The 15594-nt window shown below is 54.8% G+C and carries 12 protein-coding genes and 1 tRNA gene; all 13 read left to right on the forward strand.

The genetic code is table 11. The features are described from left to right. Positions 1–84: 84 nt before the first annotated feature. Positions 85–160, forward strand: a tRNA-Trp gene (locus G7W63_RS17030). 33 nt (positions 161–193) lie between these two features. Further along, entirely contained in the window at positions 194–562 is a 369-nt protein-coding gene (gene secE, locus G7W63_RS17035) for a preprotein translocase subunit SecE (protein WP_166261162.1), read from the forward strand. A 12-nt stretch (positions 563–574) separates the two neighbouring features. Then, the gene (nusG, locus tag G7W63_RS17040; protein ID WP_166261163.1) at positions 575–1108 is read left to right on the forward strand and encodes a transcription termination/antitermination protein NusG; all 534 of its coding nucleotides are present in this window, start codon (positions 575–577) and stop codon (positions 1106–1108) included. A 117-nt stretch (positions 1109–1225) separates the two neighbouring features. Next, the gene (gene rplK, locus G7W63_RS17045) at positions 1226–1657 is read left to right on the forward strand and encodes a 50S ribosomal protein L11 (RefSeq protein WP_166261164.1); all 432 of its coding nucleotides are present in this window, start codon (positions 1226–1228) and stop codon (positions 1655–1657) included. Position 1658: 1 nt separating this feature from the next. Further along, positions 1659–2357, forward strand: a complete 699-nt coding sequence (gene rplA, locus G7W63_RS17050; RefSeq protein WP_166261165.1) for a 50S ribosomal protein L1 — start codon at positions 1659–1661, stop codon at positions 2355–2357. A 218-nt stretch (positions 2358–2575) separates the two neighbouring features. Continuing rightward, positions 2576–3106, forward strand: coding sequence for a 50S ribosomal protein L10 (rplJ, locus tag G7W63_RS17055; RefSeq protein ID WP_166261166.1), 531 nt, complete (start codon positions 2576–2578; stop codon positions 3104–3106). Positions 3107–3145: 39 nt separating this feature from the next. Next, entirely contained in the window at positions 3146–3520 is a 375-nt protein-coding gene (rplL, locus tag G7W63_RS17060; RefSeq protein WP_166261167.1) for a 50S ribosomal protein L7/L12, read from the forward strand. A 245-nt stretch (positions 3521–3765) separates the two neighbouring features. Beyond that, positions 3766–7842 carry a DNA-directed RNA polymerase subunit beta gene (rpoB, locus tag G7W63_RS17065; RefSeq protein ID WP_166261168.1) on the forward strand — a complete coding sequence of 1359 codons (4077 nt, stop codon included), beginning with the start codon at positions 3766–3768 and terminating at the stop codon, positions 7840–7842. A 79-nt stretch (positions 7843–7921) separates the two neighbouring features. Continuing rightward, on the forward strand, positions 7922–12130 hold the full coding sequence (gene rpoC / locus G7W63_RS17070) for a DNA-directed RNA polymerase subunit beta' (RefSeq protein ID WP_166261170.1): 4209 nt from the start codon (positions 7922–7924) through the stop codon (positions 12128–12130). Between the two features lie 171 nt (positions 12131–12301). Beyond that, positions 12302–12676: a 30S ribosomal protein S12 gene (rpsL, locus tag G7W63_RS17075; RefSeq protein ID WP_166261172.1), complete on the forward strand. Its 375-nt coding sequence runs from the start codon at positions 12302–12304 to the stop codon at positions 12674–12676. A gap of 109 nt (positions 12677–12785) precedes the next feature. Continuing rightward, a complete protein-coding gene (gene rpsG, locus G7W63_RS17080) occupies positions 12786–13256 on the forward strand; it encodes a 30S ribosomal protein S7 (protein WP_166261174.1) in 471 nt (156 codons plus the stop codon). A gap of 18 nt (positions 13257–13274) precedes the next feature. Further along, positions 13275–15383: an elongation factor G gene (gene fusA, locus G7W63_RS17085; RefSeq protein ID WP_166261176.1), complete on the forward strand. Its 2109-nt coding sequence runs from the start codon at positions 13275–13277 to the stop codon at positions 15381–15383. Between the two features lie 34 nt (positions 15384–15417). Then, the coding region (locus G7W63_RS17090; RefSeq protein WP_242634471.1) for a GTP-binding protein at positions 15418–15594 on the forward strand (177 nt) is incomplete at its 3' end.

Below are 15594 nucleotides of genomic sequence, written 5' to 3' on the forward strand. Positions count from 1 at the left end.
TTGCGATTCGTGAAGGCGGCCGTACTGTTGGCGCCGGGGTTGTTGCAAAGATCGTCGAGTAAGTGCACTGAGTAGTGTCGGTGCAGGCCAGTAGCTCAATTGGCAGAGCAGCGGTCTCCAAAACCGCAGGTTGGGGGTTCGATTCCCTCCTGGCCTGCCATTTTTTAACTTCCGGATACATAAGCTGATTCCTATGGAGTCAAAAGCCGAACGTTCGACCAGCCGCTTTGACGCAGTCAAGTGGCTGGTTGTCTTTGTTTTGATCGCCGCAGGTGTTGTTGGCAATCAGTATTACAGTGCTGAGTCCGTGCTTTATCGGGTTCTTGCTCTCGTGGCGCTTGGTCTGGTGGCAACCTTGGTTGCGCTGCAGACAGACCGTGGTCGGCGTTTCGCTACTCTGCTAAAAGAAGCGCGGGTGGAAATCCGCAAGGTGGTTTGGCCAACAAGGCCGGAACTTATTCAGACAACCGTCATCGTGGTGGTCTTTGTTCTGGTGGTGGCGCTTCTTTTGTGGGGAATGGACTCGCTGATCAGCATGCTGGTTTCCGGGGTTATCGGTTAACAGGAGTGGGCAATGGCTAAGCGCTGGTACGTGGTACATGCGTATTCTGGCTTCGAAAAGCAGGTTATGCGCACTCTCAAAGAGCGCGTAGCACTTGATGGCATGGAGGATCACTTTGGTGAAATTCTGGTGCCGACTGAAGAAGTCGTTGAAATGCGCGACGGCAAAAAGCGTAAGAGCGAGCGCAAGTTCTACCCAGGTTACGTCCTGGTGCAGATGGAAATGGACGACGCCAGCTGGCATTTGGTGAAGAATACGCCTAAAGTGCTCGGCTTTATCGGTGGAACCAAGGATAAGCCGGCTCCAATTACCGAAAAAGAGGCCGATGCCATTCTTCGCCGCGTTGAAAGCGGTGTTGATAAGCCGAAGCCTAAAACGTTGTTTGAGCCAGGAGAAATCGTTCGGGTTACCGAAGGTCCTTTTGCCGATTTCAACGGTGTGGTTGAGGAAGTGGACTACGACAAAAGTCGGGTCAAGGTTGCTGTTCTTATTTTCGGCCGGTCCACCCCGGTTGAGCTGGAATTTGGTCAGGTCGAGAAAGACTGACGGCAATCATCTGTACACAGCTCGCGCACAAAGGTGACGCGGGCTTTTTGTGTCTGCTTTTAGCAGTTGTGCATACAGGGGAGCCGGAAGGCGTTTGAACCCATCAGGAGAACTATCATGGCAAAGAAGATCGATGCTTATATCAAGCTTCAGGTTGCTGCCGGCAAGGCAAATCCCAGTCCGCCGGTAGGTCCCGCTCTAGGTCAGCGCGGCGTCAACATCATGGAATTCTGTAAGGCGTTCAACGCCCAGACCCAGGATGTTGAGCCGGGTCTCCCTATTCCTGTGGTTATCACTGTTTATAGTGACCGCAGTTTTACCTTTGTGACCAAGACGCCTCCAGCGCCGGTGCTGCTGAAAAAGGCGGCAGGTATCAAAAGCGGGTCCGCTCGTCCCAATACCGACAAGGTCGGAACTGTGACGCGTGCGCAGCTGGAGGAGATCGCCAAGACCAAAGAGCCTGACCTGACCGCCGCCGACATGGAAGCTGCAGTCCGGACTATTGCAGGTACAGCCCGCAGTATGGGCCTGAACGTGGAGGGCCTATAACATGGCAAAGCTGACCAAGCGTCAAAAGCAGATCCGTGAAAAAGTTGATGCTACCCGTGCCTACTCCGTAGATGAGGCCGTGGGTATCCTGGTTGAACTGGGCCAGACAGTGAAATTCCGTGAGTCCATTGACGTTGCGATCAATCTTGGTGTTGATGCACGGAAATCCGACCAGGTTGTACGCAGCAGCACCGTTCTTCCGCATGGTACCGGTAAAACCGTTCGTGTAGCGGTGTTCACCCAGGGCGCCAACGCAGACAAGGCAAAAGCTGCAGGGGCCGACATCGTGGGTATGGACGATCTGGCTGAAGAAATTAAAAAAGGCAACATGGATTTTGATGTGGTCATAGCTACACCTGACGCCATGCGCGTTGTTGGTCAGCTTGGTCAGATCCTTGGTCCCCGTGGCCTTATGCCGAACCCGAAAGTCGGCACGGTTACTCCGGATGTTGAGACAGCGGTCAAGAACGCCAAGGCTGGTCAGGTACGCTACCGTACCGACAAGAATGGCATTATTCATTCTCCGCTGGGCAACGTTGAGTTTGACGCAAACGCGATCAAGGAAAACCTTGAGTCGCTGATTGCGGATCTGAAAAAGGCCAAGCCCTCGTCTGCAAAAGGTGTTTACCTCAAGAAGGTAACCCTTTCCACGACGATGGGACCTGGCCTGACTATCGATCAGGGCGGTTTGGTAGCTTAAGCCACCGGGTCGGTAGTGACTTTGTAGTCTAGGCGGAAGCCAAGGCTGTCAAAGACCGCAGGCCCCCGACGCTCGAAGTTTCAGGGCGACAAGGGTTAAAGCAACGCCTGCGCAGACGGTGTGAAGACGTTCTCTCTGAACCCAAACACCGTTAGGCGCCCGTAAGGGCAATGATGGGTTTGCTGGAAATGATTCCAGCGAAATCGAGGAGAAATCCAGTGGCAATTAGACTCGAAGACAAGAAGGCGATCGTCGCTGAAGTCAACGAGACTGCCGGTGGTGCTCTGTCCGTCGTACTGGCTGACTATCGTGGTATCACCTCTGGTGATATGACGAAGTTACGTGCGAAGGCCCGCGCAGAGCAGGTTCGCCTGAAGGTTGTTCGTAACAACCTGGCGAAGCTTGCGATCGTAGGTACTGAGTATGAGTGCATCCGTGATGTACTGGTTGGCCCGACGATTCTGGCGTTCTCTATGGAAGATCCAGGTGCCGCCGCAAGGCTGTTGAAGGATTTTGCCAAAGAGAAAGAGGCATTCAATATTAAAGGTTTGGCTGTTGGCGGTGAGCTGATGGGTGCAGACCAGATTGATCGCCTTGCCAAGCTTCCGACTCGCCACGAGGCGTTGACGATGCTGGCAGCCGTAACACAGGCACCGATTACCAAGCTCGCACGTACACTGAACGAAATTCCTTCGAAAGTGACCCGTGCAGTAGCGGCAGTTCGCGACCAGAAGCAAGACGCTGCTTGATTCTGTTGAACACCATTTTTATTTTTTTGGGAGAAAGTCATGGCTCTGTCTAAAGACGATATTTTGAATGCAATTGCTGAAATGAGCGTAATGGATGTAGTTGCGCTGGTCGAAGCAATGGAAGAGAAGTTTGGCGTTTCAGCTGCTGCCGCGGTTGCTGCTGCACCTGCTGCTGCCGGTGAAGCTGTCGCTGCTGAAGAGCAGACAGAATTCGACGTAATTCTGAACGGCCCGGGTGAGAAGAAGGTAAACGTTATCAAAGCTGTTCGTGAGCTGACAGGTCTTGGCCTGAAAGAAGCGAAGGAAATGGTTGATAGCGCTCCTTCAACCATCAAGGAAGGCGCCAGCAAAGCTGACGCTGAAGAAGCGAAGAAGAAGCTTGAGGACGCAGGCGCTTCAGTTGAGCTTAAGTAATAGCCGATTGTTGTACGCTGCCATGCGCTAAGCATGGACAGGCTGGTGGCCTTGCGCCACCGGCCTTTTTCTGTTGTATATGCTGTGGAAGTTGCGGCCGGATTTACTAAGATGGTAGTGGCCCGACAAACCCTACAGCCAGAGTCTTATTCAAGACGGCGCAGTTAGCCGAGCAATTCGGCCCCGAAGCAGGTAAATGGTTGCTTCTTGATACCAGGTATCAGGTCTAAAGCTGGGGAATGCAGATGACTTACTCCTACACTGAGAAAAAGCGGATTCGCAAAGATTTTAGTAAATTGCCGTCCGTGATGGATGTCCCCTATTTGCTGTCTATTCAGCTGGATTCATATCGGGACTTCCTGCAAATGGAAACTGCTGTCGAAGCACGCCAGGAAAGTGGCCTGCACGCAGCATTCAAATCCGTATTCCCGATTGTCAGTTATTCTGGCAACGCGGCGCTCGAATACGTGAGTTACCGCATTGGAGAGCCGGTATTTGATGTCAAGGAATGCCAGCTACGGGGTGTGACGTACGCAGCGCCGCTGCGAGTTAAAGTGCGTCTGATTATTTATGATAAAGAATCCTCGAATAAAGCGATCAAGGACATCAAGGAGCAGGAAGTCTACATGGGCGAAATGCCCCTGATGACCGAGAACGGCACCTTTGTGGTCAACGGTACTGAGCGCGTCATTGTGTCCCAGTTGCATCGTTCGCCAGGCGTATTCTTTGATCACGACAAAGGCAAGACCCATTCCTCCGGCAAGTTGCTGTATTCAGCGCGGGTAATTCCTTACCGTGGTTCGTGGCTTGATTTCGAGTTTGACCCGAAGGACGCGGTATTTGTCCGGATCGACCGTCGTCGGAAGCTGCCGGCCTCGATTTTGCTGCGGGCGCTGAACTTTACCTCTGAGCAAATGCTCGAGATGTTCTTCGATACCAGTAAATTCAAGATTGGTGCCGAGACCTGCAAGCTTGAACTGGTGCCCAGTCGTCTGCGTGGTGATATCGCAACCTTCGATATCAAAGACAAGGACGGCAGCGTCATTGTTGAAGAGGGCCGTCGGGTTACTGCGCGTCATATACGCCAGCTGGAAAAGTCCGGCATCTCCGAACTGGAAGTTCCGACTGAGTATCTGTACGGCCGCGTCGTTGCTAAAGACATGGTCGACACCAAGACCGGGGAAGTCCTGGTTGAGTGTAATACCGAGCTCACCGACGAGGTGGTCGAGAAGATCCTGGCTGCGGGCATCGACGAAATCGAGACCCTATATACCAACGATCTGGATTGTGGCCCGTTCATGTCGGACACCCTGCGGATTGATCCGACCCGGACACCTCTTGAGGCCCTGGTTGAAATCTATCGCATGATGCGTCCCGGCGAGCCGCCAACCAAGGAGTCTGCGGAAAACCTGTTCAACAACCTGTTTTTCTCGGAAGAGCGTTACGATCTATCCGGTGTTGGTCGAATGAAGCTCAACCGTCGACTGGGTCGTGAAGAAAGTACCGGTGCCGGCATTTTGACTCATGAAGACATCATCGATGTACTCAAGACGCTGATCAACATTCGTAACGGGCAGGGTAACGTCGACGACATCGACAACCTGGGCAACCGCCGTATCCGTTCTGTCGGCGAAATGGCCGAAAACCAGTTCCGGGTAGGGCTGGTTCGTGTTGAGCGGGCCGTTCGCGAGCGTCTGAGCCTGGCGGAAAGTGAAGGCCTCATGCCGCAGGACCTGATCAACGCCAAACCGGTTGCAGCTGCAGTGAAAGAGTTCTTCGGTTCCAGCCAGCTGTCCCAGTTCATGGACCAGAATAACCCATTGTCGGAGGTTACCCACAAGCGTCGGGTTTCTGCTTTGGGGCCAGGTGGTCTGACCCGTGAGCGCGCCGGTTTTGAAGTTCGAGACGTGCATCCGACCCACTATGGGCGAGTGTGTCCTATCGAAACGCCGGAAGGTCCGAACATCGGTCTGATCAACTCGCTGGCAACCTACGCCCGCACCAACTCCTACGGCTTCTTGGAAAGCCCGTACCGGAAGGTGGTTGAGGGTCAGGTCACCGACGAGATTGTCTACCTGTCAGCAATTGAAGAAAGTAATTTCATCATTGCCCAGGCAAGTGCTGCGGTTGACGAAGATAACCGTCTGGTCGACGAGCTGGTTACCGTGCGTCACCAGAATGAGTTTACCGTCACGCCTCCGGAAAACGTGAACTTTAAGGACGTGTCGCCGCGCCAGGTAGTATCGGTGGCTGCGTCATTGATTCCATTCCTGGAGCACGACGACGCCAACCGCGCCCTGATGGGTTCGAACATGCAGCGTCAGGCGGTGCCCACGCTGCGAGCGGATAAACCACTGGTAGGCACGGGCATCGAGCGCATCGTTGCCCAGGACTCCGGTGTCTGTGTAACCGCTCGTCGTGGCGGTGTGGTCGAGAGTGTTGATGCTGCCAGGATCGTAATCCGTGTGGCCGACGTAGAGACAGAGGCTGGCGATGCCGGCGTGGATATTTATAACCTGACCAAGTACACCCGATCCAACCAGAACACCTGTATCAATCAGCGGTCGATTGTACAGCAGGGCGACACCATCGCCCGTGGCGATGTTCTGGCAGATGGCCCCTCGGTAGATCTGGGTGAGCTGGCTTTGGGCCAGAACATGCGCATCGCCTTCATGCCATGGAACGGTTACAACTTTGAGGATTCCATCCTGGTATCCGAGAAGGTGGTTCAGGAAGACCGGTTCACGACCATCCACATTCAGGAACTGACCTGTGTGGCCCGTGACACCAAGCTGGGAAGTGAAGAAATCACGGCTGACATCCCGAACGTGGGTGAAAGTGCGCTGTCCAAGCTTGATGAGTCCGGCATCGTGTATATCGGTGCCGAAGTCGGCCCCGGCGATATCCTGGTGGGCAAAGTGACGCCGAAAGGCGAAACCCAGCTTACGCCAGAAGAGAAGCTGCTGCGTGCAATATTCGGTGAGAAGGCGTCCGATGTTAAGGACACCTCCAGCCGGGTTTCCACCGGCACCCGCGGCACGGTTATTGATGTCCAGGTCTTTACCCGCGATGGTATCGAAAAGGACCAGCGTGCCCAGGCAATCGAGAAAGAGCAGCTTGATAAGTATCGGAAGGACCTGAAAGATGAGTACCGGATCGTTGCCGGTGCCACCTTTGAGCGCCTGATGAGCGCCCTGACTGGTCAGGAAGTCATCAGCGGCCCTGGTCTCAAGAAGGGTGCCAAACTTGATGAAACCTACCTGTCCGAGCTTGCAGCTGACGACTGGTTCAAGCTTCGCCTTAAAGACGAGAGTCTCAATGAGCTGCTGGAGAAATCTGAGCAGGGCCTTGAGGATCGCAAGAAGGAGCACGAGGCTCGATTCGACGACAAGAAGCGTAAGCTTCAGCAGGGCGACGACCTGGCTCCGGGCGTGTTGAAAATCGTCAAGGTATACCTGGCGATCAAGCGGCGTATCCAGCCTGGCGACAAGATGGCGGGCCGCCATGGTAACAAGGGTGTTATTTCCTCTGTGAAGCCGGTGGAGGACATGCCTTACGACGTCAATGGCGATCCTATTGATATCGTACTCAACCCGTTGGGCGTGCCTTCGCGGATGAACGTCGGACAGGTGCTGGAAACGCACCTGGGCGCCGCCGCTAAAGGGCTTGGCCACAAGATCAACGAGATGCTTGAGGCGCAGCGCAAGGTTGTGGATATCCGTAAGCTGCTGGATCAGATCTACAACCACAGCGAAGAGGTTAATCGGGTTGACCTCGATAGCCTTAGCGATGCGGAGATCCTGGAGCTGGCCGGCAATCTGCGTGGCGGTGTGCCGATGGCAACCGCCGTCTTCGACGGTGCCAAGGAAGCCGAGGTCAAGCTGATGCTTGAGTTGGCCGGCATGGACACCAGTGGCCAGATCACGCTGTACGACGGCCGCACCGGGGATTCATTCGATCGTCCGGTCACTGTTGGCTATATGTACATGCTGAAGCTGAATCACCTGATCGACGACAAGATGCATGCGCGCTCTACCGGCTCGTACAGTCTCGTCACCCAGCAGCCGCTGGGCGGTAAGGCCCAGTTTGGTGGTCAGCGTTTCGGTGAGATGGAAGTGTGGGCGCTGGAAGCCTACGGTGCAGCGTATACGTTGCAGGAAATGCTCACTGTTAAGTCTGACGATGTAAACGGTCGGACCAAGATGTACAAGAACATTGTCGATGGCGATCATCGCATGGAGCCGGGCATGCCCGAGTCCTTTAATGTGCTTGTCAAGGAAATCCGCTCGCTGGGTATCGACATCGAGTTGGAATCTGATTGAGCCGAATTGTTTTTTGGCAGCGTGAGCGGACACCATTTGGTGTCCGCCCGAGATTAACGCCATCCGGAGCTTGTTACTGATGAAAGATTTACTGAATCTTCTCAAGAGCCAGAACCAGAAGCAGGAATTTGACGCCATCCGAATCGGACTGGCCTCACCTGATATGATTCGCTCATGGTCCTTTGGTGAAGTAAAAAAACCTGAGACCATCAACTACCGTACGTTCAAACCTGAACGTGACGGCCTTTTCTGTGCCAAGATCTTCGGCCCGATCAAGGATTACGAGTGCCTGTGCGGCAAGTACAAGCGCCTCAAGCACCGTGGTGTCATCTGCGAAAAGTGCGGCGTTGAAGTTGCTCTTGCGAGCGTTCGCCGTGAGCGCATGGGGCACATCGAGCTGGCCAGCCCAGTTGCACATATCTGGTTTCTCAAATCGTTGCCTTCCCGCATCGGTCTGATGCTGGATATGACCCTGCGTGACATCGAACGTGTGCTCTATTTTGAGTCGTTCATTGTGATTGACCCGGGCATGACTACACTTGAACGTGGTCAACTGCTGAATGACGAGCAGTACTACGAAGCGCTGGAAGAGTTCGGAGACGAGTTTGACGCGCGTATGGGCGCGGAAGCAGTAAAGGCCCTGCTGGAAGACATCGATCTTCAGGAAGCGGTAGACAATCTGCGTGAAGAGATTCCGCAGACCAATTCCGAAACCAAGATCAAGAAGTTCAGCAAGCGTCTCAAGATTCTGGAGGCGTTCCTGAACTCCGGCAACCGTCCGGGCGACATGATCATGACCGTTCTGCCGGTTTTGCCACCCGATTTGCGCCCTCTCGTGCCGCTGGATGGTGGCCGCTTTGCGACGTCCGATCTGAACGATCTGTATCGTCGGGTGATCAACCGGAACAACCGACTCAAGCGCCTGCTGGAACTGAACGCGCCGGACATCATCGTGCGTAACGAAAAGCGCATGCTGCAGGAAGCCGTTGATGCCCTTCTGGACAACGGTCGTCGCGGCCGTGCCATTACGGGCACCAACAAGCGGCCGTTGAAGTCGCTGGCTGACATGATTAAGGGCAAGCAGGGCCGGTTCCGTCAAAACCTGCTGGGCAAACGCGTGGACTACTCTGGCCGTTCGGTCATCGTGGTGGGTCCCTACCTGCGCCTGCATCAGTGTGGTCTGCCCAAGAAGATGGCGCTGGAACTGTTCAAGCCTTTTATTTTCTCCAAGCTTGAACATCGCGGTCTTGCCACCACGATCAAAGCTGCCAAGAAGATGGTTGAGCGGGAAGAAGCGGTTGTCTGGGATATCCTCGACGAGGTGATCCGCGAGCACCCGATCATGCTGAACCGCGCGCCAACCCTTCACCGCCTTGGTATTCAGGCGTTTGAGCCGGTGCTTATCGAAGGCAAGGCGATCCAATTGCACCCATTGGTGTGTGCGGCCTACAACGCCGACTTTGACGGTGATCAGATGGCCGTCCACGTGCCGTTGACCATTGAGGCGCAGCTTGAAGCGCGCGCATTGATGATGTCCACCAATAACGTGCTGTCGCCTGCTAACGGCGAGCCGATCATCGTGCCTTCCCAGGATGTGGTGCTGGGTCTGTACTACATGACCCGCGAGCGCAAGACCGCGAAAGGCGAAGGTATGATCTTCGCGGACACCAAGGAAGTTCACCGTGCCTATGGCGCGAAGAAGGTGGATCTCCAGGCGAAAATCAAGGTCCGTGTCCGTGAGATCCGTACCGACGAAGACGGCAATCTGTCTGAACATGTAACCATCACCGATACCACGGTTGGCCGGGCGCTACTGTTCGACATCGTGCCGGATGGCATGTCGTTCGATATCGTCAACAGGCCAATGGTCAAGAAGGCCATCTCCAACCTGATTAACGTGTGCTACCGGACAGTAGGTCTGAAAGAATCGGTTATCTTTGCCGATCAGCTGATGTACACCGGTTTCCATTACGCCACCGTTTCCGGCACATCGATAGGTGTGAACGACTTCGAGATTCCACCCGAGAAGTACGAAATGGTCGATGCCGCGGCGGACGAAGTTAAGGAAATCGAGACCCAGTACGCCTCAGGTCTGCTGACCCAGGGTGAGAAATACAACAAGGTTATCGATATCTGGTCCCGGGCTAACGATAAGGTCTCCAAGGCAATGATGGAGCGTCTGTCCCAGGAGCAGGTCATCGGACCAGATGGTAAGCCGGTCAAGGGAGAGAATGGCGAGTTCCTGACCCAGGAATCGTTCAACTCGGTCTATATGATGGCTGACTCCGGTGCCCGGGGTTCTGCGGCCCAGATCCGTCAGCTGGCCGGTATGCGTGGCCTGATGGCGAAGCCAGACGGTTCTATCATCGAGACGCCGATCACTGCCAACTTCCGTGAAGGCTTGAACGTACTTCAGTACTTCATCTCCACTCACGGCGCCCGTAAGGGTCTGGCAGATACCGCCCTGAAAACCGCCAACTCGGGTTATCTGACCCGTCGTCTGGTAGACGTATCCCAGGATCTGGTTGTCACCGAAGTGGATTGCGGTACCAGTGAAGGACTGCTTATGACGCCCCATATCGAAGGTGGCGACGTGGTAGTAGCCTTGGGTGACCGGGTTCTCGGTCGCGTAACGGCGCGGGATGTGTTTACACCTACCGACAAGGAAAATGCGGTTGTAGCTGCAGGTACCTTGCTGGACGAAAAGACTATCGAGGCGGTTGAGCGGGCCGGTGTGGACGAAATCTGGGTGCGCTCAGCAATCAGTTGTGACACCAAGCATGGCGTCTGTGCCATGTGTTACGGGCGTGATCTTGCCCGTGGTCACCTGGTCAACGTAGGCGAAGCCGTCGGTGTCATCGCAGCGCAGTCTATCGGTGAGCCCGGTACACAGCTGACCATGCGGACCTTCCACATCGGTGGTGCGGCAAGCCGGGCCTCTGCGGTGGACAATATCCAGGTCAAGCACGGCGGTACTGTACGCCTGCATAACCTCAAGTCGATCGAGCGTACAGATGGCAGTCTGGTCGTGGTCTCCCGGTCGTCTGCATTGGCCGTTGCAGATGAGCAGGGTCGTGAGCGTGAGTGGTATAAGCTGCCTTACGGCGCCATCCTGTCTGTTAAGCATGGCGATGCGGTAGAAGCCGGTGTCGCGGTGGCGAAGTGGGATCCCCACACTCACCCGATCGTTGCTGAAGGTGCAGGTATCGCTCACTTCGTTGGCATGGACCAGGGCATCACTACCCGGACCCAGACCGATGAGCTGACAGGCCTGTCCACGGTTCAGGTCATCGATCCGAAAGAGCGTCCTGCTGCAGGCAAAGACATTCGCCCGATGGTTCAGGTTGTGGATGAGAACGGCGAGGAAATTGCTTTGCCCGGTGGCAATCCGGCTCAGTACTTCCTGCCTGCCAACGCCCTGATTACGGTAACCAATGGTGGCCGGGTCGAGTTGGGTGACGTGGTTGCGCGGATTCCGCAGGAAAGCTCGAAGACCCGTGACATCACAGGTGGTCTGCCCCGGGTTGCAGACCTGTTCGAGGCCCGTCGTCCCAAAGAGCCTTCCATCCTGGCTGAGATCAGCGGTGTGGTGACCTTTGGTAAAGAGACCAAGGGCAAGAAGCGTCTTGTGATTACTCCGAAAGACGACGATGCCTATGAGGTTCTGATCCCGAAGTGGCGCCAACTCAACGTGTTTGAAGGTGAAACCGTTGAAAAAGGTGAGGTGATTTCTGACGGCCCGTCCAATCCCCATGATATTCTCCGTCTGCTGGGTGTGGTCGCGTTGGCGAAGTACATTACCAACGAAATCCAGGATGTGTACCGTTTGCAAGGTGTTGTCATCAACGATAAGCACATTGAGGTTATCGTCCGGCAAATGCTGCGCAAGGTTGAGATCACCAACCCCGGCGAAACCTCTTTCCTGGGTGGCGATACGGTTCAGTATCACCAGTTTACGGAAGAGAACGCGCGGGCTGTGGCCGCAGACAAGCAGCCGGCCCGTTGCGAGCGGTTGCTGCTGGGTATCACGAAAGCCTCACTGGCAACCGAGTCGTTCATTTCCGCGGCTTCTTTCCAGGAAACCACTCGGGTTCTCACCGAGGGTGCGGTTACCGGTAAGCGCGATTACCTGCGCGGCCTGAAGGAAAACGTCGTAGTAGGACGTCTGATTCCGGCCGGTACCGGCCTTGCCTACCACGCCGAGCGTCGCCGCAAGCGTGATCTTGAAGAGCAGGGTGTGACGGCGGAAGATGTAGTGGAAGCGTTGAGTGCAGAGCTCAACCGCTAAGCTGGCTGCAGAGGTGTGTTTGATCAGCCCCCGGTAACTACGGACCGCGGGGTTGATCAAAAAGAAATCAGTCATCTTGACTGAAGAGGGGCGCAGGCTTACACTTGCGTCCCTTAAATTTTGCCCTTACGGGTAAGTTTTCAATGATCCAGTTTTTTGGAGTTTGCTTACATGGCAACGATTAATCAGTTGGTGCGTAAGCCTCGTAAACGCAAAGCGGCAAAAAGCGACGTTCCGGCGCTGCAGAGCTGCCCGCAGCGTCGGGGTGTATGTACTCGTGTATATACTACGACGCCTAAAAAGCCGAACTCAGCACTCCGTAAGGTTTGCCGGGTACGTTTGACGAACGGCTACGAGGTTTCCTCTTACATTGGTGGTGAAGGTCACAACCTTCAGGAGCACAGTGTTGTGCTTATCCGTGGTGGTCGAGTAAAAGACCTTCCGGGTGTGCGTTATCACACTGTTCGCGGAACGCTGGACACCCAGGGTGTACAGAACCGCAGACAGGGCCGCTCCAAGTACGGTACTAAACGACCCAAGTCCTGATGTCCTAGCGGGTGTCTTTTATCGTTGCTCATGACGGTAAGAGTAAGGCTGAGTAGCAGAGTCTATCTCAGGGGTTCCTGAAGACCTTTCAAAAATTAAGGGCTTATCGATGCCTAGAAGAAGAGTTGCAGCAAAACGGGAGATCATCCCGGATCCCAAATTCGGAAGCGCACGGCTTGCCAAGTTCATCAACCACGTCATGGAAAGTGGTAAGAAGGCCGTGGCAGAGCGCATTGTTTACGGCGCTCTCACAATCGTTGCCGAAAAGTCTAAAGATGAGCCGATCGACATGTTCGAAAAGGCCCTGGAAAACATCCAGCCCATGGTGGAGGTTAAGTCCCGCCGTGTGGGTGGTGCTACCTACCAGGTGCCGGTAGAAGTACGGCCTTCTCGTCAGAACGCGCTGGCCATGCGCTGGCTCGTTGAATTTTCACGGAAACGTGGTGAAAAGTCCATGGCACAGCGGTTGGCTGGTGAAATTCTGGACGCAGCTGACAGCAAGGGCGCTGCTGTTAAGAAGCGGGAAGATGTTCATCGCATGGCAGAAGCCAACAAGGCCTTCTCTCACTTCCGTTTCTAATCAGCCGAGGTTTATACAGTGGCACGCAAAACACCCATCAAGCGATACAGAAACATTGGTATTTGCGCGCACGTTGATGCGGGCAAAACCACCACCACCGAGCGGGTCCTGTTCTACACGGGTATTTCCCACAAAATCGGTGAAGTACATGACGGCGCCGCGACCATGGACTGGATGGAGCAGGAGCAGGAGCGGGGTATTACCATTACTTCTGCTGCTACCACTTGCTTCTGGAGCGGCATGGACAAGCAGTACCCGGAGCATCGGATCAACATTATCGATACCCCTGGACACGTTGACTTTACGATCGAGGTGGAGCGTTCACTCCGTGTGCTTGATGGTGCGGTTGTTGTGTTCTGTGGTTCCTCAGGTGTTGAGCCCCAGTCGGAAACAGTTTGGCGTCAGGCCAACAAGTACGAAGTTCCGCGCATGGTTTTCGTCAACAAGATGGACCGTGCAGGCGCCAACTTCCTGCGTGTTGTCGAACAGATCAAGAAGCGCCTCGGTGCGACCCCCGTTCCTATTCAGTTGCCCATCGGCGCGGAAGAGGATTTCAAGGGCATTGTGGATCTGATTCGGATGAAGGCAATCTTCTGGAACGAAGAAGATTCCGGTATGACGTACGAAGAGCGCGAGATTCCGGCAGAGATGCAGGACGAGTGCGTCAAGTACCGTGAGCAAATGGCTGAGGCAGCCGCTGAAGGCAATGAAGAGCTCATGGACAAGTATCTGGAAGGCGGAGAGCTGACCAACGACGAGATCAAGAAGGGCCTACGTCTGCGTACGCTGTCCAATGAGATCGTTCTTGCTACTTGCGGCTCTGCGTTCAAGAACAAGGGTGTTCAGGCGGTGCTTGACGCCGTTATCGAATTCCTGCCGGCGCCTGACGAAGTCAAGGCAATCCGCGGCGAAGTTGATGACGAAGGCACTGAAGAAACCCGTGAAGCCAATGACGAAGCACCGTTCGCGGCACTTGCCTTCAAGATCGCCACGGACCCATTCGTAGGTACCCTGACTTTCTTCCGGGTGTATTCAGGCAGGCTCGAGTCCGGCATGGCTGTTTACAATTCGGTCAAGCAGAAGAAAGAGCGTGTCGGTCGTATGGTGCAGATGCACTCCAAGGATCGCCAGGAAATCAAGGAAGTGCTTGCCGGTGATATCGCTGCAGCCATTGGGCTGAAGAGCGTGACCACAGGTGATACGCTGTGTGCCGAAGATGCCAAGATCGTCCTTGAAAGAATGGAATTTCCGGAGCCGGTTATCTCTGTTGCAGTTGAGCCGAAGTCAAAGGCCGATCAGGAGAAGATGGGCGTTGCTCTTGGCAAGCTTGCCCAGGAAGACCCTTCGTTCCGTGTCCGTACCGATGAAGAGTCCGGCCAGACAATTATTTCCGGCATGGGTGAGCTTCACCTGGATATCATCGTTGATCGTATGCGTCGCGAATTCAAGGTGGAAGCAAACATTGGCAAGCCTCAGGTGGCTTACCGTGAGTGCATCCGGAAGTCTGTCGATGTAGAAGGCAAGTTTGTTCGTCAGTCCGGCGGTCGTGGTCAGTACGGTCACGTTCATGTCCGGCTGGAGCCGCTTCCGTTGGATGATGAAGATGGTGAAAACTTCATCTTTGTTAACGAGGTTGTTGGCGGTGCTGTTCCCAAGGAATACATTCCGGCGGTTCAGCAGGGTATCTACGAGCAGATGCAGAACGGCGTATTGGCCGGTTATCCTCTGCTGCGTATCAAGGCGACGCTCCACGACGGGTCCTATCATGATGTGGACTCCAACGAGATGGCGTTCAAGATCGCCGGCTCCATGGCAATGAAGAAGGGTGCCCTTGAGGCTAGCCCGGCTTTGCTAGAGCCGCTGATGAAAGTTGAAGTCATCACGCCTGAAGACTATATGGGTGACGTGGTCGGTGACCTTAACCGTCGCCGTGGTCTGATTTCCGGTATGGATGACGGCCTTGCGGGCAAGATAGTTCGTGCCGAAGTTCCCTTGTCGGAGATGTTTGGTTACGCCACAGACCTGCGTTCAGCAACACAGGGACGGGCGTCTTATTCGATGGAATTCTCCAGGTATATGGAAGCTCCCTCGAACATCGCCGAAGCAATCATTAAAAAGGGTAGCTGATACCCCGACTTAAGAAACAGGAAGAGGTGTAACCGTGTCTAAAGCAAAATTCGAACGTAAAAAGCCGCACTTGAACGTGGGCACGATTGGCCACGTTGACCATGGCAAAACGACCCTGACTGCCGCGCTGACGCGCGTATGTCATGAGGTGTGGGGAACAGGTGAGTCACGCGCATTCGACCAGATCGATAACGCGCCGGAAGAGCGGGCC

Origin of the sequence: Marinobacter salicampi, assembly GCF_011074795.1 — a bacterium.
Taxonomy (GTDB): domain Bacteria; phylum Pseudomonadota; class Gammaproteobacteria; order Pseudomonadales; family Oleiphilaceae; genus Marinobacter; species Marinobacter salicampi.